This window comes from Arthrobacter sp. ok909 (assembly GCF_900104405.1).
GTDB lineage: Bacteria > Actinomycetota > Actinomycetes > Actinomycetales > Micrococcaceae > Arthrobacter > Arthrobacter humicola.
Genome location: NZ_FNJS01000007.1, coordinates 140556 through 163177 on the forward strand (window position 1 = coordinate 140556; position 22622 = coordinate 163177).

Sequence of the window (22622 nt, forward strand, 5' to 3'; positions counted from 1 at the left end):
GGTTCGGGGTCCGCCGGCCCGGACACTCAGGCCCCGCGGCCGCCCCTGGGCAGCCGCGGGGCCTTCGGCGTATCCGCCGGGGGCCGTCCTCTATCCGCGGGACGGCCACCAGCCACTAAGTACACCGTTTGGATGATATTTGGTGTCCCATGTTCCACCCGGGCGGGGGATTTCGTAGAGTTGGATGGCTGTGGCTGTCGGACCCAAGAGATAGTCTCCAATCAGCTCTTCAACGCACTTCATTTTCAGTTCTCGCAGCGTTCAGTCTTCGCTGTTCAGCCTTCTGATTCGTCAGACTCCCTCTCATTCGGTACTCCTAAGGACTCGTGGGCATGCTCGTCACCCTCATGCGGCGCTATTCCAAGCCGTATCTGCCATACATCGCGGCTGTGATCATCTTCCAGCTGGCGTCCACCATCGCGGCTCTGTACTTGCCCAGCCTCAACGCCCAGATCATCGACGAGGGCGTGTCCCGCGGCGACACCGACTACATCTGGCGCACCGGCGGCATTATGCTCGGCGTCGCCCTGATCCAGGTGGCCACCGCGATCGCCGGTGTGTACTTCGGCTCGAAGGCGGCGATGGCGTTCGGCCGGGACCTCCGCCGCGGGGTCTTCCGAAAGGTCAGCAGCTTCTCGGCCCGCGACGTCAACCTCTTCGGCGCCCCCACGCTGATCACGCGCGGCACCAACGATGTGCAGCAGGTCCAGATGCTCATGCTCATGACGCTGAACTTCATGGTGGCCACGCCCATTATGTGCATCGGCGGCATCTTCATGGCCGTGCGCGAGGACCTCAACCTGTCCTGGCTCGTCTGGGTTTCGGTGCCCCTGCTGGTGGTTGTAGTGGGCTACCTCGTGGTCCGCCTCATGCCGCTCTTCCGTTCCATGCAGGCCAAGATCGACCGGCTCAACGGGGTCCTGCGCGAGCAGATCATCGGCATCCGCGTGGTCCGGGCGTTCGTGCGCGAACCCCACGAGGCCGAGCGCTTTGGCGCCGCCAACAAGGACCTCACCGATGTCTCGCTGAAGATCGGCTCCTTGTTCGTGCTCATGTTCCCCGCCATCGGCATGATCCTGCACATCTCCACCGCAGCCGTGCTGTGGTTCGGCGGCCAGCGCGTCGACGCCGGCGAGATGCAGGTGGGCTCGCTGACCGCCTTCCTGCAGTACCTCCTGCAGATCCTCATGGCCGTCATGATGGGCACGTTCATGGCCATGATGATCCCCCGCGCCTCGGTCTGCGCCGACCGCATCGGTGAAGTGCTCGACGTCGAACCCTCCATCCACGACCCCCTCACCGCAGTGGCGCCGGCCGCCAAGGCCGGGCGCGTGGAATTCCGGAACGTGACCTTCGCCTACCCCGGCGCCGAAGCGCCCGTGCTGAGTAACATCAGCTTCACGGCCGAGCCCGGCCAGACCGTGGCCATCATCGGCTCCACAGGCGCCGGAAAGACGAGCCTGCTGGCCCTGCTGCCGCGGCTCTACGACGCCGAATCCGGCGAGGTCCTGCTCGACGGCGTCCCCGTCACCGAACTGGACCGGGCCGAGATCACCCAGCGCGTGGCCATGGTGCCGCAACGGCCCTACCTGTTCTCCGGAACCATTGAGCACAACCTGCGCTTCGGCAAGCCCGAGGCGACGGACCAGGACCTGTGGGAAGCCCTCACGGTCGCCCAGGCCGCGGATTTCGTACGCGAAAAGAAGGGCGGCCTTGCTTCCCGGATCTCCCAGGGCGGCACCAACGTCTCCGGCGGGCAGCGGCAGAGGCTCTGCATCGCCCGTGCCCTTGTCACCGAGCCCAAGGTCTTCCTGTTCGACGACTCGTTCTCGGCCCTTGACGTCGCCACCGACGCCAGGCTCCGCCGCGCGCTCAAGGCCAAGACGGCCGACGCCACGGTGATCATCGTCGGCCAGCGCGTGTCCACCATCGCCGATGCGGACCAGATCCTCGTCCTGGATAACGGCAGGATCGTGGACCGCGGAACACATGAGGAACTGTTGCAAAGCTCCAGCACCTACCAGGAAATCGTCGAATCCCAGTTGAGCGCGGAGGCAGTGGCATGAGCACCAACGAGAAAGTCTCCACCGGCTCGGCCCAGGCTCCGGACGGGACACCACTGGACTCGACAGCGGCCGGGATGCCGGCAACGGACGTGCTGGACGATGATTTCCTCGAAGAGGAGTTCACTCCCGGCGAAGCCGACGGCGGCATGTTCGGCGCCGTGCCGGCCAAGAAGGCCCAGCACTTCTGGCCCTCGGCCAAACGGCTCATGGGGTTGCTGAAGCCCGAGCGTGCCGGCATCATCGCGGTTCTCGCGATGGTGACAGTCGCCGTCGTCCTCAACGTCATCGCCCCGCGGATTCTCGGTCAGGCTATGGACGTGATCTTTGCGGGCGTGGTCGGCAAGCAGCTCCCGGCCGGCGCCACCAAGGAACAGTTCATCGAAGGACTGCGCTCCCAGGGCCAGGACAACTTTGCCGACATGCTGACCAAAATGGATGTGGTGCCCGGCGCGGGCATCGACTTCCAGAAGCTCGCGTTCCTCATCAGCGTGGTGCTGGTGATGTACTTCGTCGCCAACATCTTCTTGTGGCTTCAGGGCTATGTCCTGAACGTGCTGGTCATGCGCGTGGTCCGCAAGCTCCGTGACGACACTGAGAAGAAACTCAACGAGCTGCCGCTGAACTACTTCGATACCCGCCAGCGCGGCGACGTCCTCTCCCGCGTCACGAACGACGTCGACAACATCCAGCAGGCGCTCCAGCAGGCCTTTGCGCAGCTCGTGAACTCGGCCCTGACGGTGCTCGGCATTGTGATCATGATGTTCATCGTGTCCTGGCAGCTGGCCCTCATCGCGCTCATCGCACTGCCGCTCTCCGGGGTCGCCGCCGGCATCATCGGCGCCCGCAGCCAGAAACTCTTCGCCGCCCAATGGAAGAACACCGGGGAACTCAACGGCCAGATTGAGGAATCCTTCTCCGGCCACGACCTCGTCCGCGTGTTCGGCCGCGACGCCGACATGCTGGCCCGCTTCGACGAACGGAACGAGGAACTCTACCGCGCCAGCTTCGGCGCCCAGTTCGTCTCCGGCATGATCATGCCGGTCATGCAGTTCGTCTCCTACCTCAGCTACGTGGGGATCGCCGTCGTGGGCGGACTGCGCGTGGCTTCGGGCAGCATGAGCCTTGGCGACGCCACGGCGTTCATCCAGTACTCGCGCGAATTCACCCAGCCGCTGGGGCAGATGGCCGGCATGGCCAACATGCTGCAGTCCGGCGTCGCGTCCGCCGAGCGGGTCTTTGAATTCCTCGACGCCGACGAACAGGACGCCGAGACCGCCACCGAGCACCTCCCGGCCAAGACCGACGGCCACGTCGAGTTCAAGCACGTCACCTTCAGCTACTCGCCGGACAAGCCGCTGATCGAGGACCTGTCCTTCACCGCCGAGCCCGGACACACCGTGGCAATCGTGGGCCCGACCGGGGCCGGCAAGACCACCCTGGTCAATCTCGTGATGCGCTTCTACGAACTGAACGCCGGCAGCATTACCCTGGACGCGGTGGACATCACCCGGCTGAGCCGGTCGGAACTGCGCGCCAAGGTCGGCATGGTGCTGCAGGACGCCTGGCTGTTCGGCGGGACCATCTACGAGAACATCCGTTACGGCAAATTGGACGCCACCGAAGACCAGATCATGGCGGCCGCCAAGGCCACCTTCGTGGACCGCTTCGTCCGCGCCCTGCCTGATGGCTACAACACGGTCATTGACGAAGAAGGCAACAACGTCAGCGCCGGCGAAAAACAGCTGATCACCATCGCCCGGGCCTTCGTGGCGAACCCGTCGCTGCTCATCCTGGACGAGGCCACGAGCTCCGTAGACACCCGCACCGAAGTCCTGGTGCAGAAGGCCATGGCCGCGCTCCGCACCGAGCGCACCAGCTTCGTGATCGCGCACCGGCTCTCCACCATCCGGGACGCGGACACCATCCTGGTTATGGAGGCCGGCCGGATCGTCGAACAGGGCCGGCACACCCAACTGCTGGCACTGCAGGGCGCGTACTACCGCCTGTACATGTCTCAATTCGCCGGGGAGGACGCGGACGCGGCCTCAGCAGAGACGGCAGAGGACGCGACGGCGGTGCACAGTTGAGCGCCGCAGGCCACACCGGGGAGACGGCGGCCCCGGCAACAGGGGAGGCGGCAGCTACCGAGCCCAGGCGCCTGGAGGTGGAGGTGCCGATGCGCTGGAGCGACATGGATGCGTACGGGCACATCAACAACGTCCAGATCGTTCGGATCCTGGAGGAAGCACGGATCGCCGGGTTCGGGCCGCCGCGCGGAGCCGGGCTGCCCGGGACCGAACCTCTGGTGTCGCTTTTCAACGACATCCCGGAGGGGACGCTGGCGCTCGTGGTGGAGCACAAGATCCGGTACGTCAGGACCCTGGAGTACCGGAACGTGCCCGCCGTCGTCCAGCTCTGGGTCGGCGCGGTCAAGGGCGCCAGTTTCGATATCCACTACCTGGTGCAGGATCCGGTGACCCGGGAGGACTGCGTCCGGGCCACGAGCCATCTGGCCTTCGTGGACGAGGCAACCGGACGGGTCCTGCGGCTGACGCCGGAGCAGAAGGAACGGCTGGCCCCCTATACCCGCGCCCACCCGGTCCAATAGCCCCTACCCCCGTTCTTGGCATGGCTCCTACAATGAACAATCCCGACGCATAAGGAGCAGTGGTCGCTGTGAACATGGGCAAAAAAATGCACAAGAACATGGGCAAGGACATGCACCAGAAGATGCACATGAGGCACCCCCGCAAGAAGACGTGGAAGGAGCTCTCCCCGAGGGCGAAGATCGGAACTATCGTCGGCGCGGTTATCCAACTGACGCTGCTCGTTGCAGCCCAACGCGACATTTCGCGTCGGCCTGCCGCGGAAATCCGCGGCAGCAAAGCGATGTGGAGGGCTGCCACCCTGGTGAACTTCATCGGTCCGGGATGCTATTTCACCTTCGGCGTGAAGCGCCTTCCCGCCACGAAATAGCCACGGCGAACCACCCGCCCGGGATCTACCGGCAGGTAGCTGGAGGGCGGCGTTAAATGCGCGCGTTCAGTTTAAGCCTGTAAATTGAACGTATGACCCCAACCAAAAAGCCTGCCCTGCACCGTGCCCTCGGTATCTCCAAGGAGATTGAAGACGCGGCGTGGTTCGTGCTGGGCCCGGGGTTGCTCGGCAAGGCGTCCGCCCTGGACGGCCGCACCAAGACATGGTCTGTCCCGGCGGCCGCGGAGTTGCTGGAACGTCTCGAACGAGGCGTTCCGGACCCCAAGGCGCCGATGATGACCAACCTGCGGCAGAACCTCGAAGACGCCACGCGCGGGGCGAAACAACTCGCGGTGGAGCTCCTGTTCCTCCAGTCCCTGCCGCTGGCCCACGAGGTCAAGTCACTCAAGGTCAAGCGGGCCCGTGTCGCCGAGGCCGCGTCCTGGCTGGAGCCCCCGCTTGAGCTCCCCGACGAGCTCTACGCCGGCATGACGGACCACGGCGTGATCCGGGACCGGACCGCGGAATTCAACTGGACCATCTGGGACCACCTGAAGTGGCTCTGCCGCTTCGTGCGGCACGTCGCCCAGCGGCCGGCCGGCGTCGTCCAGGCCGCGGTCAAGGACCCGCTGGCCTTCCACCGGCTGGTCGCCGGGACCCCGGATGACCAGCCGGCCATCCGCCGCAGCATCGAGTTCCTGGTCTGGCCCAGCTACTTCGAACCTGTCGTGGCCGACGTCGAACGGCAGGAAATCCGCGACGCTTTCGCGTCCCTCGTCGGCGGCGCCAAGGGGGACAGCGACGAGGAAATTTCCGCGGACATCCACCGCATCCGCCTGCACCTGGACCAGCAGGCCGGGCAGCGGATCGACTGGTACTCCCGCCAGTTGGTGAGCCAGTGGCGGAAGGTCGGCGACCCGGGTCGTCGCGCCTGGCTGCTGCGCACCCACCACGACAACGCCGAGCTGCTGGGGGAGTGGCGGGGCGAGGAAGCGGTGACGCTCGACGTCGAACACCTCCGCCTGCTGGACCCCGGCGTGACTGCCGGGCTGGTCCAGAACGCCGTTGACGAGGACTACAAGCACCTCGGCTACGTGGAGCGGGAGGACACCAAGACCGCCGTCTTCGCCTTCCTGACCGTGATGAAGCCGGGCGATCTCGCGCTCTACCAGAGCTCGGGCAAGGTCCGGATCGGGGTGGTCCTCGGCGAGCCGGAGCACGCCAAGGACAACCGCCAGCTCCGCCGCAAGGTCCGTTGGTTCGATGAGGAACACGACGTCACCGGCCTGCCCCGGCACGTGCAGCGGCAGCTGACCACGTCCGGCAACATCGTGGACATCACCCGCGTGATTCAGGCGCTTGAGGCGCTCCTGCCCGCAGAAGCCGAATCCGAGGCCGGCGACGGCGTCGAGCCGGACGCCCCCGTCGAACCGGTCTGTGAAGGTTTCCGCCCGCTGACGGAGGAGTTCGCCGCATCCCTGCACATGGACCTGGAGCCGCTGCAGGAAATCGCCGAACTCCTCGAGGAGAACCGGCAGCTCGTGCTCTACGGTCCGCCGGGAACCGGCAAGACGTACCTCGCCAAGCATCTCGCCGCTGAGCTCGCCGGCGACACCACGGACGAGCGGGTCAAGCTCGTGCAGTTCCACCCCTCATACGCCTATGAGGACTTCTTCGAGGGCTTCCGCCCGGACAAGACGGATGAGGGCCAAGTCTCCTTCAAGCTCGTGGCCGGTCCGCTGCGGCGGCTTGCCGAGGAGGCCGCCAAACCCGGCAACGAGAGCAAGCCGTACTTCCTGATCATCGACGAGATGAACCGGGCGAACCTCGCCAAGGTGTTCGGTGAGCTGTACTTCCTGCTCGAATACCGGGATGACCGGATCTACCTCCAGTACAGCCCCAATGAGCCGTTCACGCTGCCGGACAACCTCTACATCATCGGCACCATGAACACCGCGGACCGTTCCATCGCGATGATGGACGCGGCCATCCGGCGGCGCTTCTCGTTCATCGAGCTCCATCCGAAGACGGAGCCTGTGAAGGGCTCACTCTTGCGTTTCCTGCAGGCCCGCGACCTGGACACGACGCCGGCCTTGTTGCTGGACGCCTTGAACGACGCCATCGATGAATGGGACCGGGATCTGATGATCGGGCCCTCCTACTTCATGAAGAAGTCCGCGCAGACGCCCAAGGGCCTCCGCCGGATCTGGAAGTACGAGCTCATGCCGCTGCTGGAAGAGCACTATCACGGCCAGCTCAACCGCGCCCAGCTCGAGGAGCGGTTTGGACTGGAACAACTCCTCGGCCGCCTTGCGCACGTCTAGGCTGACGCCGTCCGGGGGCGCTGTGGCGCTGGACCGGAGTAAGGCCGACCGGAGCGCTGCGGACCGGGGTACGTCCGGGCCGGGCGCGCTCGGGCCGGGCGGGTCCGGAGCGGGCGGGACCGGACGGGGTATGCAGGCCCGGTCAGCGTCCGGGCAGGCCGTGCCCGGGCGCGGCGCCGCGGTGGCCGGGCGGCACATTGTCATTGACGAGCTCTCCGCCGGTGTCGTGGAGAGGCTTGATCCGGACACCGCGGCCTACGTCAATGCCAGCGGCCTGGCAAAAGCCTCGCCGATGGGCATGGGCCTGTACCGGATCGAACCCGTCGGCAAGGTGGGCTCGGTGCGCACCCCCACCGTCCAGCTGGAGGTACGGCCGAAGGGACGGCTCGGTCTGAACCGGCTCCTGTTCCTGCTCGGATACGCGGGGGATCAAGGGTTCCGCGACGAATCCGTCGCCGCCCTGGAGCACGCCGATCTCTGGAGCGCGCTGGCCGAATCCCTGGCACAGCTTGCCGACCGGGCGCTGAGCCGCGGCGTGCTGCAGGGGTACCTGATGGTGGAGGAATCCCTCCGGACCGTCAAGGGCCGGATCCGGATCTCGGACCAGATATCCCGCCGGCCGGGAATGCTGGTCCCGCTGGAAGTCTCTTACGACGAATTCACCGAGGACATCGCGGAGAACCGGATTCTGCGCGCCGCGCTGGAACGGATGTCCCAAGTGCCGCGCGTGCGGCCGGAAGTCCTCAGTCGGCTGCGCCAGCTGAAGGGAAAGCTCGACGCCGTGACGCGCCTTCAGTCCGGCGCGCCGCTGCCGCAGTGGCGGCCCAGCCGGATGAACACCCGATATCACGCGGCTCTCCGGCTCGCCGAGCTGATCCTGCGAAACGCCTCGGCGGAGGCTGGCGACGGCAAACAGCAGTCGGCGTCGTTCGTGGTGGACATGGCAAAAGTGTTCGAGGACTTTGTCGGGACGGCCCTGCGCGAAGCCATGGCTGCCTTCCCCGGCGAGATGCGGCTGCGCTACAACGCACTGCTCAACGAGGCCGTCCGCGACTCGGACAGGATCGTCGTGCAGCCCGGGGCAGTCCATTTCCTCGGCGGCCGGCCCGTCATGGTGTACGACGCCAAGTACAAAGCAGCAGCCGACGCCGGCGCATCGCTCTCGGGCGACCACTACCGGATGCTGGCTTACTGCACATCACTGCGGGTGCCGACGGCATGGATCATTTACCCGGGCGCCGGGGAGATCAAGCTGCGCCGGATTCTCAACACCGACATCGACATCGTCGAGTTCCCGCTGGATCTGTCCTTGCCGCCGTCGGAAATTCTGGCCTCGGTGGCAGATCTGGCCCAGCAGTCCTGGGGCGAAGTGCTCCGGCAGGCCAGTATCGATAGGTCAGCCAGCTAAACTGCTCAGCGAGTTAGGCGGATTCGTCCTGCCGGACGCCCACGGTCAGCAGGTGGTCCAGAAGCGCTTTTTCCGGCTGGCCCGGGTTGTTGGCGACATGCCACAGAAGCTTGTCCTGCGCTTCAGCATCATCCGGGTTGGTGGACGCGAGAACTTCATTAATGATTGAAGTCGACTGCCGACGCAAGGGTTCAAGATCCGGGTCCGCTCCGCGGAACCGGCGGGGCCGGACGGCACGGTGTGTGGAGTGGCTGAGGGGACGGAACTGCAGGACTGTGGAACTGGGATCTGTGGGACTGGAATCTGAGGGACTGGAATCTGCCGGCGCAGCAGCCGTGTCGGGCTCGTCGTTGGACATCAGCAAGTGCGGCATGCGCTCTCCCGTGTTTGCAGTACGTAGTGGTACTGACCGAATAGTGCCTAAGGTCCCCGATTTCGAATAGTAGCGGAGACCAGCTGCTTGAACCGGAAGCTGGGCCGCGCGACACGCAGGACTTCTCATGGTTCTTGCTGATTCAAGGTGGAGGCCGATGCCGGCTTAGGCCGGACGTCGATGCCGGTTCATGCCGGCGGCGTGGGCTGCAGGAAAGCCTCGAGGCGTTGCTCCAGCGCCGATGGGTTCTTTAGCTCGCATTCCCAGACGGTGAGCACCTCCCAGCCATCGCGTTCGAGCTGGAGCCGTTGCTCGGCGTCGCGGTTCCGGGTCCGCGTGCGCTTAGTTTCCCAAAATTCCGCATTGGCTTGGGGCGCGTGCTGGCCCGCCCGGCAATCGTGGAAATGCCAGAAGCAGCCGTTGACGAAGATGACTTTATGCCGGCTGGCGAAGACGAGGTCCGGGTTGCCCGGGAGTTTTCCGCCGGCTGCGCTGCCGTGCAGCCGGTACCGGTAGCCCTTTGCGTGCAGCAGCTTGCGGACCAGCAGTTCGGGCTTCGTATTCTTGCCCCGGATGTGGGACATGTTCCAGCTGCGCCGCTCGGGGGTCAGCTTGTCCGCCATCATTCAAGTCTAGGCGGCCGCCGCGGGCAGGTCCCGGGAAGGTCCCTGGCGTCAGCGGGCGGACGATGGCCGATGGGCACCGAGACCACGGCGATGCCGGACGCCGAACGGCGGCCGGGAGACGACGTCGGGCCTTAGATCTCCCGTTCAGGGTGTTCGCCGAACTGGAAGTGTCGGCCACTGACCGACGACGGCGTAATTTCTACGTAGAAGTCCTTCAATGTTGGAACCCAGGGTTTCAGTCCGAGGGCCTCGGCTTCGGCGATATCGGCCGATTGGTCAAGGACGCGCGCAGTGCCTCGCAGGACCACAGACCACGCTTCCTCGGACAAAATGCCGTCCGTTTCGAAGAGCACCTTCGAATTGATGGTGAGCTCGGCCAGTTTGTTTCCCGGGGCGGTGCGGAGGAACAATTTCCGGCCGCTGACCGCGTAATTCACAGGGAAGATGTCGGGGTCTCCGGCCACCGTGACCACGAGCCTGCCGTGTTTTGTGCCCTCGATCAGTTTCCAGCTTTGCTCGTCATCCAGTTTGAGGATGGGATTGCCGTCTTCGTGTTCGAACATCATGAGTTCATTGTTCTGAAACGAGCCGACGATTGCTAGGGGCAAAAGGACTGACGGCCCGCTGTCCGGGGCGGCGAAAGCCGCGTCCCGGCAAGTCCGCACGGCTGAGTTGGTTGCGCTTCGGGTGACACCGCCGGGCGGCGAAAGCCTCGTCAATCAGGCGCCTGTGGATAACTTTGTTGCCCAAAATGTGACGTCGGTTACCCTTAAGCAATTGCTTGGCTTCGCGCGTCTTGATTTCTATCGGGGGAGTAGCTGACCATGACATCTTGCAGTTCGTTTTCCGGTTCCTGGCGCGCCTGCGCGGTCGCCGCGGTGTCGCTCTCCCTGATGTCGGTCTCAGCCTGCACCGGAGGTGGAGCGCCACCTCCCGACTCCTCACCTTCCGAGTCCCAAAGCCCGGCCGCATCTTTCGCGCCGAGTGCCACTCCGACGTCCTCGGCCGTTTACAAACCCGCCGACGCCTCGGGGAGGGCCCAGAACGTCCCTGTTCCAGTACTGCCCGAGGCAGCGAAGGCGGAGACGAAGGAAGGGCTTGAGGCGTTTGCCCGGTACTGGTACGCGACGCTCTCCTACGCATACGAGACCGGAGACATCGAACCGCTGGAATTGGTGTCGAGTTCGAAATGCGTCTCTTGTGGACGGGTGAAGGAAGTCGTCCAAGGATGGCATTCCGAGGGTAGGTGGCTGGCCGGTGGAAAAATGGTTGTGGAAGGTGTGCAAACCAATTTCATTGAAACAGGACCGGCTGAGTACCAAGTCCTGATTCAGGTATATCAGGACGCCCTGTCCTACTATCGCGGCGACAAAACGCTGGACGAAAAGACTGAGACAGGCCCCGCAACTGGCGACATCATGATCGCATCCTACGGCGGCGGAGCGTGGAAAGCCGTAACCGTTGAGCACCTGGCAAAGGGCGGGTGATCACCATCGCCGGCAGAGCACTTCCAGTCCTTGCGGCTCTGATTCTTCTATCCGGGCCAACAACGCTTGAGGCCAGAGCCGACTCCTCAGACTCTCCCGTGAAAGGGGGCTGGGACCAAACCGGCGCCACCGTGTCTTCATGGCACCTCGACTCTGGTTCGGGTGTTTGGGTGGATGCGCCAGGTGCTTTGTCGGAAGACCCGAACATTTATCGATTTGAATACCTCTGTCTTGACGCCACAAAGAACAACTTCGACATTGCTTGCCTGGCAGGTGCAGTGCGGTGTGACCAAGGGACTGACGGGCGCCCCGTAAGGTGGTATTCATCGCTGAAAGTTTTCATTCCCCCGATATGGTCAACGATTCGTCCCGATCGGTGTGTCTATGCGGAGAATCCTGACGATGTACTCGGCAGAATCGCGGCGCAGATCCAGACTAAATTTCAGCAGCTGCCAGTCAGCCCGGGAAATGCCGTCATGCAGCCGAGTCCACACACTCTCCGAGGCGCCGAGACAAATTTCTATGCGGAAGCCGTCGAGCAAACCTTTGGTGTCGACATGCTGGGCCAGAGGGTCTCGATTGTGGCGAAACCCGTCGAGTACACCTGGAACTATGGCGACGGCACGTCGCTTGGTCCGCAAACGGCGGCCGGCGGCCCGCTTCCGCAGGACCGGTGGGGCGAGAAGACCCTGACGAGCCACGTCTACGCCCAGACCGGCGACTTCCCGGTGGTCCTGACAACGCATTTCCAAGGTACCTACTCGGTAAATGGAGGACCGGCGCTGCCGATTCCCGGCCAAGGACAATTCAGCTCGCCGCCGCAGACCATCAGCGTCTGGCGGTCGATCACCAGGAATTACGCAGACACGTGCCTGCAGAACCCTCAGGGCCAAGGCTGCCCCGGCGTCGCGCCGCCGCCCTGACGCGCACCACAGCCCGTGGCTAGGCTCGCAACTCCCGGTCTACCCTGTCCATCCGGGCGCTCACCAGCTGGCAGCGGGGATCGCCCGGTCCGAGCAATGCCGCCGCGGCCGCCGCCGTCGCCGTGTCGGAGGATCCCATATCGCTTGTGCACCATTGCAGCATCAGCCGGGCATCACCGCTGGACCGTACGGATGCCCCCACCGCCAGGTTGAGCTCGTCGCGCATAAACCCGAGCGCCAAATTGGTCGAACGGGTGAGCAGTTTTGCCGGGTAAGCCGCAAAGGCCTCGGCCACCCGCCCCTCCCGCAGACGGCCAGCCACAACGGAGGCATCCGTCACGACGGTGACGGATGGCGAGAATCGGTAGGGGTTCGCTTCCACGACATCGCCCAGGATGCTGCGGATCCGGTGCATCTCGGTCCGGATCGCCGCGCCGGTGCCCGCGTCGCCATGGATCTCGTACGCCAGTTCGTCGGCACTCCAGCCCTGGTCGCGCGAGGCCAACAGGGCCAGGATCTCGGCACGGCGCAACGTCAACGGGCGTCCGGTCCCGCCGTCGAGCGCCGCCGACGGCGAGTCGCCCAGTAGCCGCAGCAGCAGTTGTGTCCGGGCGCCGCCGTCGCGCATTATCCGCTCGTCAGCCCGCGCCCGCTGCCCCGGACGCCGGACGCCGTCGCCGGGAGCCGGAACCGATTTCAGCAGTTCCTCCGCGAGCCGCACTCCACACCGGACCAGCCGCAGGCTGTCCGGCGTGACTGATTCGAACGGGCCGGAGACGTCCAGGACGCCGACGATTTCGCCCGTCAAAGGATCGCGAATGGGGGATGCGGTGCACGCCCATTCATGATGGGTCCGCACGAGGTGCTCGGCCGAGAAGAGCTGCGCCGGGGCGCCTGTCACTAACGCCTCGCTGATGGCGTTGGTGCCGACGCCGGACTCGGACCAGTCGGCGCCCTCGACGAACTCCAGGGAGTCCGCGAGCCGCAACGCCTGTTTGCTGCCAACGCGCCAAAGGACTTCGCCCTCGTGGTCAGTCACGATCAGCAAATGGCGCCCGGTCACGGTCTCATCGGCCAGCAACTGCGACAGCGCGGGCATGACGGCAGCCAGCCGATGCCCGGCACTCAGGGAGCGCGCCTCCGAGACCTCATGCCGGTGGGGCGGCCGGTGCTGGTCCGGATTGATGCCCAATGCCAGGGACCGCTGCCAGGACTTGATGAGCGACGGCGGCAGGTGCGGATCCGGATGGCCGGAAATCGTGGCCTCGTGCGCCGCCCGGAGTGTTCGGGCGTACTCCGCCGGCGCGGAAAACCTGAGGTCTGAGGGGTGCGTGATGGAGCCGTTGCCCTGCCGCATGCTCATTCTCCCAACTCGCCCTCGAATCGTCGCACCCGGCCGGTTCCCCGCCGCTTCCCCGCCGCCGTCGGCTGCTGTGAGCGGCGGACAACAGCTTGAGAGCTCCGTGTAACCCGATTGTAACCCCCGGCGACTTTTACTTGTGATGCGGGTCACTGCGTGGTCTAGGGGTCACGTAACGGGAGCGACCCACTGTTAGCAATGGAAAGAGGAATCATGCCTGAGACACCAAACGGCGTCGTCGGGGCGTGGCTGGCGCAGTTCGATGAGGCACTGCGCAGCCACAACACGGACGCCGCACTGGAACTTTTCGACGACGATTCGTACTGGCGCGACTTCGTCTCCTTCACCTGGAACCTCAAGACCCTCGAGGGTAAAGAGGACATCCGCCGCATGCTGGAGGCGACCCTTGGCGATGTGCAGCCAATCAACTGGGCCCTCGCCGAGGACGCCACCGGGGACGCCGCGAACGCCGAGGCCTGGGTCAATTTCGAGACCGCCCAGGCTCGCGGCTACGCCCATCTGCGTCTCCGCAACGGCAAATGCTGGACCCTGCTCACCACCATGCAGGAGCTCAAGGGCTTTGAGGAAAAGAAGGGGCCGAACCGGGAGAAGGGGGTGGCCCATCAGATCACGAAGGGCCGCAAGTCCTGGTTGGAACTGAAGGAAGAACAAGAAGCGCGGCTCGGCTACGAAGACCAGCCCTACACCGTGATTATCGGCGGCGGCCAGGGAGGGATCGGGCTGGGTGCGAGGCTGCGCAGGCTCGGCGTGCCCACCATCATCATCGAAAAGAATGAGCGCGCGGGTGACTCGTGGCGCAACCGCTACAAGTCCCTGCACCTGCACGACCCTGTCTGGTACGACCACCTGCCCTACATGAAGTTCCCCGACGACTGGCCGGTTTTCGCGGCGAAGGACAAGATCGGCGACTGGCTCGAGAACTACACCCGGATCATGGAGCTGAACTACTGGTCCAAGACCGAGTGCACCAACGCCCGCTTCGATGAAGCGTCCCAGGAGTGGGTGGTGGAGGTGGTGCGCGACGGCGAACCGGTCACCCTGCGTCCGAAACAGCTCGTTTTCGCCCTGGGCGTCTCGGGGTACCCCAGCGTCCCCGCGTTCGACGGCGCCGAGTCCTTCCTGGGCGAGCAATACCACTCGTCCAAGCACCCGGGCGGCGGAGACTGGACCGGGAAGAAAGCCGTGGTTATCGGTTCCAATAATTCCGCGCACGATATCTGCGCCGACCTCTGGGAGCACGGCGCGGACGTCACCATGGTCCAGCGGTCCTCCACGCACATCGCCCGCAGCGAATCCCTCATGGACCTGGCGCTCGGCGGTCTGTATTCCGAACAGGCGCTCGCCAACGGCGTCACCACGGAGAAGGCCGATCTGCTGTTTGCCTCGTTGCCGTACCGGATCCTGCCCGAAGCTCAGATCCCGGTGTATGCGGAGATGGCCGAGCGCGACGCCGAGTTCTATTCCGAGTTGGAGGCTGCCGGCTTTGACCTGGACTTCGGTGTTGACGGCTCCGGACTGTTCCTGAAGTACCTCAGGCGCGGCTCCGGCTACTACATCGACGTCGGCGCCTCCCAGCTGATCATCGACGGCCGGGTCAGGCTGGCCAACGGCGAGGTCGGCAAGATCACCGGGAATTCCGTCGTGATGGCCAACGGCACGGAACTGGACGCGGACGTCATCATTTACGCCACCGGCTATGGCTCCATGAACGGCTGGCTGGCCGATCTGGTCTCGCCCGAGGTGGCCGACGCCGTCGGTAAGTGCTGGGGCTACGGATCGGAGACGCCGAAGGACCCGGGGCCATGGGAGGGCGAACTGCGCAACATGTGGAAGCCCACGAACGTGGAGAACCTGTGGATCCACGGCGGCAATCTGCACCAGAGCCGGCATTACTCCAACTACCTGGCGCTGCAGCTCAAGGCAAGGATGGAAGGACTGCCGACGCCGGTCTTCGAGCTTCAGCCCACACACCACGCGCGCTGAATTGAACTGACCCGAACAGGCCGTGACAATCACAGCCGCGGCAACCAGACTGGGGTTAAGGCTCCGTTGTGAGAGACCAATGACATTCCGTGGATGCGCCTTACCGGGCGCATCCACGGCCTGGAATGCAAAGGCGAAACATCATGAAAGCAGCACGATTTCACGCCCGTAAGGATCTCCGGATCGAAGATATCGCTGAGCCTGAGCTGCGTCCGGGTGCGGTCAAGATCGCCGTCGCCTGGTGCGGCATCTGCGGCACAGACCTCCACGAATTCCTGGAAGGGCCTATCTTCACCCCGCCGCCGGGCAACCCCCACGTACTGACCCACGAGGCCGCGCCGGTCACCCTGGGGCACGAGTTCTCCGGCACGGTCGAGGAACTCGGGGAAGGAGTCAGCGGCCTGGCGGTCGGAGACAGCGTCGTCGTGGAGCCGTACTTCGTCTGCAATGAATGCGGCCCCTGCCTCAGCGGACACTACAACCTCTGCACAAAGATCGGCTTCATCGGATTGGCGGGCGGCGGTGGTGGCTTGAGCGAGAAGATCGTTGTCGACGCCCGATGGGTGCACGCGGTCGGAGACATCCCCCTGGATGAGGCCGCGCTCATCGAACCCCTCGCGGTGGCGTATCACGCCGTCGGCCGCAGCGGGCTCAAGGCCGGGGACGTCGCCGTCGTCGGGGGAGCCGGACCTATCGGCCTGCTCACCGCCGCGGTCCTCAAAGGCATCGGCATCACCACGATCGTCACCGAGCTGTCGACCGCCCGCAAGGACAAGGCGGCCTCGTCCGGGGTTGCTGATCACGTTCTGGACCCGAGCTCGGATGACGTCAAGGCGCGCGTGCTGGAACTGACCGGCGGCGCAGGGGCCAACGCGGCGTTTGAATGTGCCGGCGTGAATGCCGTGCTGGACACGATGCTCGACGTCGTCAAGCCTGCGGGCGTCGTCGTCAACGTGTCGATCTGGGGGCACCCGGCCACGGTGGACATGCAGAAAGTCGTGCTGAAGGAAATCGATCTGCGCGGCACCATCGCCTACTGCGGCGACCATGCGGCCGCCATCAAGCTCGTCCAGGACGGAAAAGTCGACCTCAAACCCTTCATCACCGGAAGAATCGCCTTGGATGATTTGGTGGACCAAGGCTTCGATACGCTGATCAACCACAACGACACCGCGGTGAAAATCATCGTCCACCCGTAGTGATCCGAGTCTCATCAGGAATAGTTGCAGACGCCTCGCAGTTGCCGCCAGTGAACCCATTTCACTGTGAAAGGAATTGCGCATGCTGTTTTCCCCGATGACCCTCGGCGAACTGGAACTGCCCAACCGTCTCGTGATGGCGCCGCTGACCCGTCTTCGCTCCGGCCGGGAAGGAATCCCGGGGCCGCTGGTCGTTGAACACTACCGCCAGCGCGCCTCGCTCGGCCTGATCGTCAGTGAAGGGACCTACCCGAGCCACGCCGGCCAGGGCTTCCCGGGCCAGCCGGGCCTGGTGACCCCGGAGCAGCTCGAGGGCTGGTCCAACGTCACCGCGGCCGTCCACGCCGAAGGCGGCCGGATCTTCGCCCAGGTCATGCACGCCGGCCGTGTCACGCACCAGGACACCAATGGTGGTCATGAGGTTGTGGCGCCCAGCGCCATCGCGATCGACGGCGAAACCCGCACCTACGCGGGCAAGCAGCCGTTCCCCGTTCCGCGCGCCCTCACCACCGAGGAACTGCCGGGCATCGTCGAGGAATTCGTCACGGCGTCGCGCAGAGCTGTCGAGGCAGGGTTCGACGGCGTGGAGCTGCACTCCGCCAACGGTTACCTGCTCCACGAATTCCTCGCTCCGTCCGCTAACCAGCGCGATGACATCTACGGCGGTTCACCCGAGAACCGCGCCCGCTTCGTCCTCGAAGTGGTCGAGGCCGTTGTTGCAGCCCTCGGCGCGGACCGGGTGGGCATCCGCATTTCGCCGGAACACAACGTCCAGGGCGCCCTCGAACTGGATGCTGCCGATGTCCGGGAGACCTACGGCCGGCTGGTCGACGGGCTGGCTCCCCTGAAGCTTGCGTACCTCAGCGTCCTCCACAAGGAGCCCACGAGCGCACTCGTCCAGGACCTGCGCGCTCGCTTCGGCGGGACTTTCCTCGTGAACACCGGCTTTGGCGTCATCACGACGCGCGACGAGGCAGTGGCACTCGTGACGGACGGCCACGCCGACGCCGTGGTGGTCGGCCGCCCGGCCATCGCGAACCCGGACCTTGCCCGCCGCTGGCGCGAAGGCCTGCCCGTCAACGAGCCCGACCCCTCCACCTTCTACGCCGCCGGCGCCGAGGGCTACACCGACTACCCGGCCTACCAGAACTAGACAGCGACGGGGCCACCGGCTGTACGTGCCTGCGGGCTCGCATCGCGTAGCACACGCCCGCGCCGCACCCGCGGTTGGACATGTTCCGCCGGAGCACCCTCTCGCGGCTGGACATGTCCCTCGCGGCACATCATGGCCAGTGGACATGCTCAGCCGCAGCTACGAGCAGTGGACAGAATGCCATTCTGTCCACTGCTTGCATTTAACAACGAGCATGTCCCTCGTCGAGCGGTCCTGCGACTGGACATGCTTCGCGATGACACGTGCGGCTGGACTTGTCCCGCTCCGCGTTCCTGGGGCACTGGACATGTCCACTGGTGCAACGCGCTACAGGGCATGTGCCTTGGCTGGTCGCGTGGCTGGGCATGTCCCCGTGGTCGTTTGCCGCTGGTGGAGCCCCGGAGAGGGGCATGTCCGCTCTTGAGCGGTGCGAATGAGCATGTCCCGGGGGAGCCTCCCCACGCACGCTTCCACCCCAGTCCTATAGGATCTGAACATGCAACTAGCTTCCACCGGCAGCGCCTCTGAGGGGCGTCCCGCGGGCCGCCCCGTCAGCCGGCAGGTCCTGGCGGACCACGTCTATGAAGAACTTCTGGCGTCGCTGATGGATGGCCGGCTGGAACCCGGTGCCGCAGTGAGCATCGACGGGACCGCGCGGGAGCTCGACGTTTCTCCCACGCCCGTCCGCGAGGCGCTGGCCAGGCTGGAACACACCGGCATGGTGCGGCGGGTCGCGCTCAAGGGTTACCGGGTCGCTCCGGTGTTCACCCAGGAAGACTTCGCCGAGCTCATGGAGGCCCGGCTTGCGATCGAGCCCGTCAACGCCCGCCTGGCGTGCGCCCGGCTGACGCCGAATGACCTCAGGGAACTGGAACAGGCCGTGGCCGACCTCAAGGACGCGCCGCGCGGGCCGTCCTTTGCCGAATTCCGCGGCTACCTCGAAGCCGACGAGCGGTTCCACCGGCTCATCGCAGAGCACACCGGCAACCAGTTCATGGTGGCCGCCTATGCCGCCCTCGGCGGACAGATCCAGCGCTTCCGCCTGTTCGGGGGAGTAGGCATCACCGACGCCGACCACGCGATCGCCGAACACCAGGCCGTCCTGGATGCATTGGCCTCGGGGGACCCGCAGAAGGCTGAAGCCGCCATGGCGGAGCACGTGCGCAAGGTGCGCGGCCGGGCCATTGCGGACGCGCCGGCAGACTGACCACCCAGCATTTCTGGAGTTCCCTTCACGACAACGATGAATCCCTATAGGATCTTCGATTGTTGCCAATGGCCCCGATGTGACCTTGACAACATCCTTTCGATAGTAAATCCTATAGGAAACAGGATTCCACGAAGGAGTGACCCATGGCTTACACCGCCGAAAACTGGCCAATCACCGCGGCGCTGCTGCAGTTCCCGGGCACCGACGCCCTGGGCACCCACGTCAACGACGCCCCGGCGTCCGTCTGGGCCGAGGTGCTGCAGGAGGTCAAGGACGCGGGCTTTGCCAACGCGGACCTCACGGACAGCTGGGTCCGGCCGGGCGACCTCAGCGCCGCCCGGCTTGCGGAGTTCAAGCAGACTGCCGGGAACGTGGGCATCGGCATCCCCGTCATTTCAGCCATCCGCCGCAGCGTGATCGAGGCCGGCAACTGGGAAGCCAACCTCGCCTACAGCCACCGCACCATCGACGCCGCCGCCGAGCTCGGCTGCGAAGTGGTGTCCTTCGGACTGCACCAGGCCATCACCGCCGAGCAGCAGAAACAGCTTTGGTTCTGGACCGTCGAAGGCTACAAGGACCCGGTAGGGGACAAGGAAACCTGGAACAACGCCGTGACCCGCCTGCGGGAATTGGGCCGGCACGCGGCCGACGTCGGCGTCCTGCTCTCGCTTGAAATGTACGAGGACACGTATCTCGGTGCCGCGGATTCGTCCGTCCAGCTGGTCCAGGACATCGGACTGGCCAACGTCGGCCTCAACCCGGACCTTGGCAATCTCATCCGGCTCCACCGACCGATCGAGGACTGGCGCGAGATGGTCGCCAAAACCCTCCCGTACTCCAACTACTGGCACATGAAGAACTACATCCGCGACGAGGACGTTGCCCGGAACACTTACGTCGCGATGCCGGCCCCGATGGAAAGCGGCCTCATCAACTACCGCGAGGCGTTCAAGGTGGCGCTCTCGGTCGGTTTCCAGGGGATCCTCTGCACCGAGCACTACGGCGGCGACGGACTCAGCGTCACGGCCAGCAACCAGGACTACCTCCGCCGCCAGGTCCTGCCCAAGACCGACGGCTACGCCCTCGGCCAGAGCCAGGTGGCCCAAGGACGGCAGCAGCCCGCGACGGCGGAACTCGCCCGCGTTTGACCCGGCGCCTGGTGCGGCCGTCTAGCCAATTGGGGGCGGCCGCACCACCCCGTTTCACCCCAGATCCACTTCTCCAACACGGATTCAATGAGGAAACCATGACCCAGATCTTCGACAACCCCGCTGACTTTGCGGATGAGGCACTGGACGGCTTCGTGGCAGCCAACCGCGGCTACGTGGCCCGTGTCGACGGCGGCGTCGTCCGCTCCACCGAGGTCCCGACCGGACAGGTTGCCCTGGTGGTCGGCGGCGGCTCCGGGCACTACCCGGCGTTCGCCGGCCTCGTCGGGCCGGGACTGGCCACCGCCTCGGCCTGCGGCAACATGTTCGCCTCGCCCGCGGCCGGCCAGGTCTATCGGGTAGCCAAGGCGGCCAACGCCGGCGGCGGCGTGCTGCTGAGCTACGGCAACTACGCCGGTGACGTCCTTCACTTCGGCCAGGCCCAGCTGCGCCTCAACGCCGAAGGCATCGAGACCCGCACCGTCCTGGTCACCGACGACATCGCCAGCGCCCCGCTGGACCAGATCGAGAAACGCCGCGGCATCGCCGGCGACCTGACAGTCTTCAAGGTTGCCGGCGCCGCCGCGGAAGCGGGACTGAACCTGGACGACGTCGAACGGTTGGCCATCCGGACCAACTACCGCACCCGCTCCCTCGGCGTGGCCTTCGACGGCTGCACCCTGCCTGGCGCGGAAGCGCCGCTGTTCTCGGTCCCCGCGGGGCACATGTCCCTCGGCCTGGGCATCCACGGCGAACCGGGCATCTCCGATCACCCCATGCCCACCGCCTCTGAACTGGCCGAGCTCCTCGTCACCAATCTCCTGGCCGATAGGCCGCACGACGCCGGCACCCGTGTGGTCGCGATCGTCAACGGCCTGGGCACCGTCAAGTACGACGAACTCTTCCTGCTCTACGGCAAGATCGAGAAACTCCTCACCGCCGCCGGGCTCACCGTGGTGGAACCCGAATGCGGCGAACTCGTTACGAGCCTGGACATGTCCGGACTCTCCCTGACCCTGCTGTGGCTGGACGAGGAACTCGAACAGTACTGGGCCGCCCCGGCGGATACGCCCGCTTTCCGCAAGGGAAACCTGGCGCCCCGCGCCCGCCGCGAACTCGCCGGGCCGGATGCCGAGGAGGCGGCCGACGTCGAACCCCCCACCGCGGCGGCTGCAGCCCTCGGGCGGCTGGCCGCTGAACTCCTTGGCCGGACGCGGGACGTGATCGTTGAGCACGAAGAAGAACTGGGCCGGCTGGATGCCATCGCCGGGGACGGAGACCACGGGATCGGCATGCGCCGCGGCGTGGACGCGGCCGTCGCGGCGGCTGAGCAGGCTGCGGCGAACGACGGCGGCTCGTCACCCGCGCGCGTCCTGACCGCCGCGGGGGAGGCCTGGAGCGAACGCGCTGGCGGGACCTCGGGCGCGCTCTGGGGCTCTGCGGTCATCGCGGCCGGGCTGGCCCTGGGCAACCGGGGCAGCTACGGCGGCGGGGACGCGGCGGCTGCGGTCACGGCCTTCACCGAGGCCATCACAGCACTCGGCAAGGCCGAGCTGGGGGACAAGACCATGGTGGACGCCCTGCTGCCGTTCCAGGATTCCTTCCTCACGGCGTTCGACGGCGGTGCAACGGTGGCCGGCTCGCTCGCCGCAGCGGCGGCCGCCGCCACGGATGCCGCAGACCGGACCGCCGAGCTGCGCCCGCTCAAAGGCCGGGCCCGCCCGCTCGCCGAAAAGAGCCTCGGCCACCCCGACCCCGGCGCGGTGTCCTTCGCCCTGATCGCCACCCGGATTTCTGCACTCACCGACACCTCAGACACGAACACTTCGCCCACAGCATCCCGGCTCGCCAACCCCGAGCCGGCGGAACAAGGAGCACAAGCATGAGCACAGCAACAGGCTGGCGCGTGGTCATCGGCAACGATGAGGCCGGCGTCGAATACAAGATCGCGCTAAAGGCGCTGCTCGAAGCCGATCCCCGCGTGGCTTCCGTCCAGGACGTGGGAGTCGGCGCCAACGACTCCACCGCCTACCCGCACGTGGCCGTCGACGCGGCCAGGAAAGTCGCCGACGGCGACGCCGACCGGGCGCTGCTGATCTGCGGCACCGGCCTGGGCGTGGCGATCGCGGCCAACAAGGTCCCCGGCATCCGGGCCGTCACCGCCCACGACGCCTACTCCGTGGAGCGATCCGTCCTGAGCAACAACGCCCAGGTCCTCACCCTCGGCCAGCGCGTCATCGGCCTGGAACTCGCCAAGAAGCTCGTGAGTGAATGGCTGGGCCACCGCTTCGACGAAAACTCCTCCTCCGCCGCCAAGGTGGACGCCATCTGCTCGTACGAGCCCGACTACACGAAGGCAGTCTGA

At 65.6% G+C, this 22622-nt stretch carries 19 protein-coding genes; 15 read left to right on the plus strand and 4 right to left on the minus strand.

All coding sequences use genetic code 11. The features are described from left to right. The first annotated feature begins 332 nt into the window (after nt 1-332). The 6 genes from BLR03_RS08120 (at nt 333) to BLR03_RS08145 (ending at nt 8774) form a co-directional block, all read left to right on the plus strand. Entirely contained in the window at nt 333-2066 is a 1734-nt protein-coding gene (locus BLR03_RS08120) for an ABC transporter ATP-binding protein (RefSeq protein WP_091251518.1), read from the plus strand. Then, nucleotides 2063-4153, plus strand: a complete 2091-nt coding sequence (locus tag BLR03_RS08125) for an ABC transporter ATP-binding protein (protein WP_091251520.1) — start codon at nt 2063-2065, stop codon at nt 4151-4153. The genes BLR03_RS08120 and BLR03_RS08125 overlap by 4 nt, the downstream gene beginning before the upstream one ends. An 89-nt stretch (nt 4154-4242) precedes the next feature. Next, nucleotides 4243-4674 carry an acyl-CoA thioesterase gene (locus BLR03_RS08130; protein ID WP_091251521.1) on the plus strand — a complete coding sequence of 144 codons (432 nt, stop codon included), beginning with the start codon at nt 4243-4245 and terminating at the stop codon, nt 4672-4674. 110 nt (nt 4675-4784) lie between these two features. Next, a complete protein-coding gene (locus BLR03_RS08135; protein ID WP_175460457.1) occupies nt 4785-5042 on the plus strand; it encodes a hypothetical protein in 258 nt (85 codons plus the stop codon). Between the two features lie 92 nt (nt 5043-5134). After that, nucleotides 5135-7366 carry an McrB family protein gene (locus BLR03_RS08140; RefSeq protein WP_091251523.1) on the plus strand — a complete coding sequence of 744 codons (2232 nt, stop codon included), beginning with the start codon at nt 5135-5137 and terminating at the stop codon, nt 7364-7366. 130 nt (nt 7367-7496) lie between these two features. Further along, nucleotides 7497-8774, plus strand: a complete 1278-nt coding sequence (locus BLR03_RS08145; protein ID WP_254788277.1) for an McrC family protein — start codon at nt 7497-7499, stop codon at nt 8772-8774. Between the two features lie 13 nt (nt 8775-8787). On the opposite strand, the gene BLR03_RS08150 is transcribed toward BLR03_RS08145, so the two are convergent. From BLR03_RS08150 to BLR03_RS08160, 3 genes are all read right to left on the minus strand, one after another. Beyond that, nucleotides 8788-9147 carry a hypothetical protein gene (locus BLR03_RS08150; RefSeq protein ID WP_091251525.1) on the minus strand — a complete coding sequence of 120 codons (360 nt, stop codon included), beginning with the start codon at nt 9145-9147 and terminating at the stop codon, nt 8788-8790. A 188-nt stretch (nt 9148-9335) separates the two neighbouring features. Next, entirely contained in the window at nt 9336-9770 is a 435-nt protein-coding gene (locus BLR03_RS08155) for a very short patch repair endonuclease (RefSeq protein WP_091251526.1), read from the minus strand. 134 nt (nt 9771-9904) lie between these two features. Then, nucleotides 9905-10339 carry a pyridoxamine 5'-phosphate oxidase family protein gene (locus BLR03_RS08160; RefSeq protein WP_091251527.1) on the minus strand — a complete coding sequence of 145 codons (435 nt, stop codon included), beginning with the start codon at nt 10337-10339 and terminating at the stop codon, nt 9905-9907. A gap of 327 nt (nt 10340-10666) precedes the next feature. Here BLR03_RS08160 and BLR03_RS24875 point away from each other — a divergent pair, with 327 nt between their 5' ends. After that, nucleotides 10667-11260 carry a DUF6318 family protein gene (locus tag BLR03_RS24875; protein WP_254788285.1) on the plus strand — a complete coding sequence of 198 codons (594 nt, stop codon included), beginning with the start codon at nt 10667-10669 and terminating at the stop codon, nt 11258-11260. 476 nt (nt 11261-11736) lie between these two features. Then, nucleotides 11737-12183, plus strand: coding sequence for a PKD domain-containing protein (locus BLR03_RS08170; RefSeq protein ID WP_091251530.1), 447 nt, complete (start codon nt 11737-11739; stop codon nt 12181-12183). Between the two features lie 19 nt (nt 12184-12202). Here BLR03_RS08170 and BLR03_RS08175 read toward each other — a convergent pair whose 3' ends face one another. Continuing rightward, complete coding sequence (locus BLR03_RS08175; RefSeq protein ID WP_368086955.1) at nt 12203-13546, minus strand: helix-turn-helix domain-containing protein; 1344 nt, start codon at nt 13544-13546, stop codon at nt 12203-12205. A 210-nt stretch (nt 13547-13756) separates the two neighbouring features. Here BLR03_RS08175 and BLR03_RS08180 point away from each other — a divergent pair, with 210 nt between their 5' ends. From BLR03_RS08180 to BLR03_RS08210, 7 genes are all read left to right on the plus strand, one after another. Further along, the gene (locus tag BLR03_RS08180) at nt 13757-15547 is read left to right on the plus strand and encodes an NAD(P)/FAD-dependent oxidoreductase (protein ID WP_091251534.1); all 1791 of its coding nucleotides are present in this window, start codon (nt 13757-13759) and stop codon (nt 15545-15547) included. Nucleotides 15548-15690: 143 nt separating this feature from the next. Then, nucleotides 15691-16746 carry a 2,3-butanediol dehydrogenase gene (locus BLR03_RS08185; RefSeq protein WP_091251536.1) on the plus strand — a complete coding sequence of 352 codons (1056 nt, stop codon included), beginning with the start codon at nt 15691-15693 and terminating at the stop codon, nt 16744-16746. 82 nt (nt 16747-16828) lie between these two features. After that, nucleotides 16829-17899 (plus strand): alkene reductase, encoded by a 1071-nt coding sequence (locus BLR03_RS08190; protein WP_091251539.1) that lies wholly within the window; start codon nt 16829-16831, stop codon nt 17897-17899. A gap of 496 nt (nt 17900-18395) precedes the next feature. Beyond that, nucleotides 18396-19106 (plus strand): GntR family transcriptional regulator, encoded by a 711-nt coding sequence (locus BLR03_RS08195; protein WP_091251541.1) that lies wholly within the window; start codon nt 18396-18398, stop codon nt 19104-19106. A 146-nt stretch (nt 19107-19252) separates the two neighbouring features. Beyond that, nucleotides 19253-20257: a sugar phosphate isomerase/epimerase family protein gene (locus BLR03_RS08200; protein WP_091251543.1), complete on the plus strand. Its 1005-nt coding sequence runs from the start codon at nt 19253-19255 to the stop codon at nt 20255-20257. A gap of 98 nt (nt 20258-20355) precedes the next feature. Next, nucleotides 20356-22143 (plus strand): dihydroxyacetone kinase family protein, encoded by a 1788-nt coding sequence (locus BLR03_RS08205; protein ID WP_091251544.1) that lies wholly within the window; start codon nt 20356-20358, stop codon nt 22141-22143. Further along, nucleotides 22140-22622 carry a ribose-5-phosphate isomerase gene (locus BLR03_RS08210; protein ID WP_091251546.1) on the plus strand — a complete coding sequence of 161 codons (483 nt, stop codon included), beginning with the start codon at nt 22140-22142 and terminating at the stop codon, nt 22620-22622. Before BLR03_RS08205 ends, BLR03_RS08210 begins: the two co-directional genes overlap by 4 nt.

Bases quoted from the DNA above. Each gene is read 5' to 3' on its own strand.
- BLR03_RS08210 (WP_091251546.1), top strand. From the start codon at position 22,140: ATGAGCACAGCAACAGGCTGGCGCGTGGTCATCGGCAACGATGAGGCC.
- BLR03_RS08120 (WP_091251518.1), top strand. From the start codon at position 333: ATGCTCGTCACCCTCATGCGGCGCTATTCCAAGCCGTATCTGCCATAC.
- BLR03_RS08130 (WP_091251521.1), top strand. From the start codon at position 4,243: ATGCGCTGGAGCGACATGGATGCGTACGGGCACATCAACAACGTCCAG.
- BLR03_RS08170 (WP_091251530.1), top strand. From the start codon at position 11,737: ATGCAGCCGAGTCCACACACTCTCCGAGGCGCCGAGACAAATTTCTAT.
- BLR03_RS08150 (WP_091251525.1), bottom strand. From the start codon at position 9,147: ATGCCGCACTTGCTGATGTCCAACGACGAGCCCGACACGGCTGCTGCG.
- BLR03_RS08160 (WP_091251527.1), bottom strand. From the start codon at position 10,339: ATGATGTTCGAACACGAAGACGGCAATCCCATCCTCAAACTGGATGAC.
- BLR03_RS08155 (WP_091251526.1), bottom strand. From the start codon at position 9,770: ATGGCGGACAAGCTGACCCCCGAGCGGCGCAGCTGGAACATGTCCCAC.
- BLR03_RS08190 (WP_091251539.1), top strand. From the start codon at position 16,829: ATGCTGTTTTCCCCGATGACCCTCGGCGAACTGGAACTGCCCAACCGT.
- BLR03_RS08145 (WP_254788277.1), top strand. From the start codon at position 7,497: ATGCAGGCCCGGTCAGCGTCCGGGCAGGCCGTGCCCGGGCGCGGCGCC.
- BLR03_RS08205 (WP_091251544.1), top strand. From the start codon at position 20,356: ATGACCCAGATCTTCGACAACCCCGCTGACTTTGCGGATGAGGCACTG.
- BLR03_RS08185 (WP_091251536.1), top strand. From the start codon at position 15,691: ATGAAAGCAGCACGATTTCACGCCCGTAAGGATCTCCGGATCGAAGAT.
- BLR03_RS08180 (WP_091251534.1), top strand. From the start codon at position 13,757: ATGCCTGAGACACCAAACGGCGTCGTCGGGGCGTGGCTGGCGCAGTTC.
- BLR03_RS08175 (WP_368086955.1), bottom strand. From the start codon at position 13,546: ATGAGCATGCGGCAGGGCAACGGCTCCATCACGCACCCCTCAGACCTC.
- BLR03_RS24875 (WP_254788285.1), top strand. From the start codon at position 10,667: ATGTCGGTCTCAGCCTGCACCGGAGGTGGAGCGCCACCTCCCGACTCC.
- BLR03_RS08200 (WP_091251543.1), top strand. From the start codon at position 19,253: ATGGCTTACACCGCCGAAAACTGGCCAATCACCGCGGCGCTGCTGCAG.
- BLR03_RS08135 (WP_175460457.1), top strand. From the start codon at position 4,785: ATGCACCAGAAGATGCACATGAGGCACCCCCGCAAGAAGACGTGGAAG.
- BLR03_RS08125 (WP_091251520.1), top strand. From the start codon at position 2,063: ATGAGCACCAACGAGAAAGTCTCCACCGGCTCGGCCCAGGCTCCGGAC.
- BLR03_RS08140 (WP_091251523.1), top strand. From the start codon at position 5,135: ATGACCCCAACCAAAAAGCCTGCCCTGCACCGTGCCCTCGGTATCTCC.
- BLR03_RS08195 (WP_091251541.1), top strand. From the start codon at position 18,396: ATGCAACTAGCTTCCACCGGCAGCGCCTCTGAGGGGCGTCCCGCGGGC.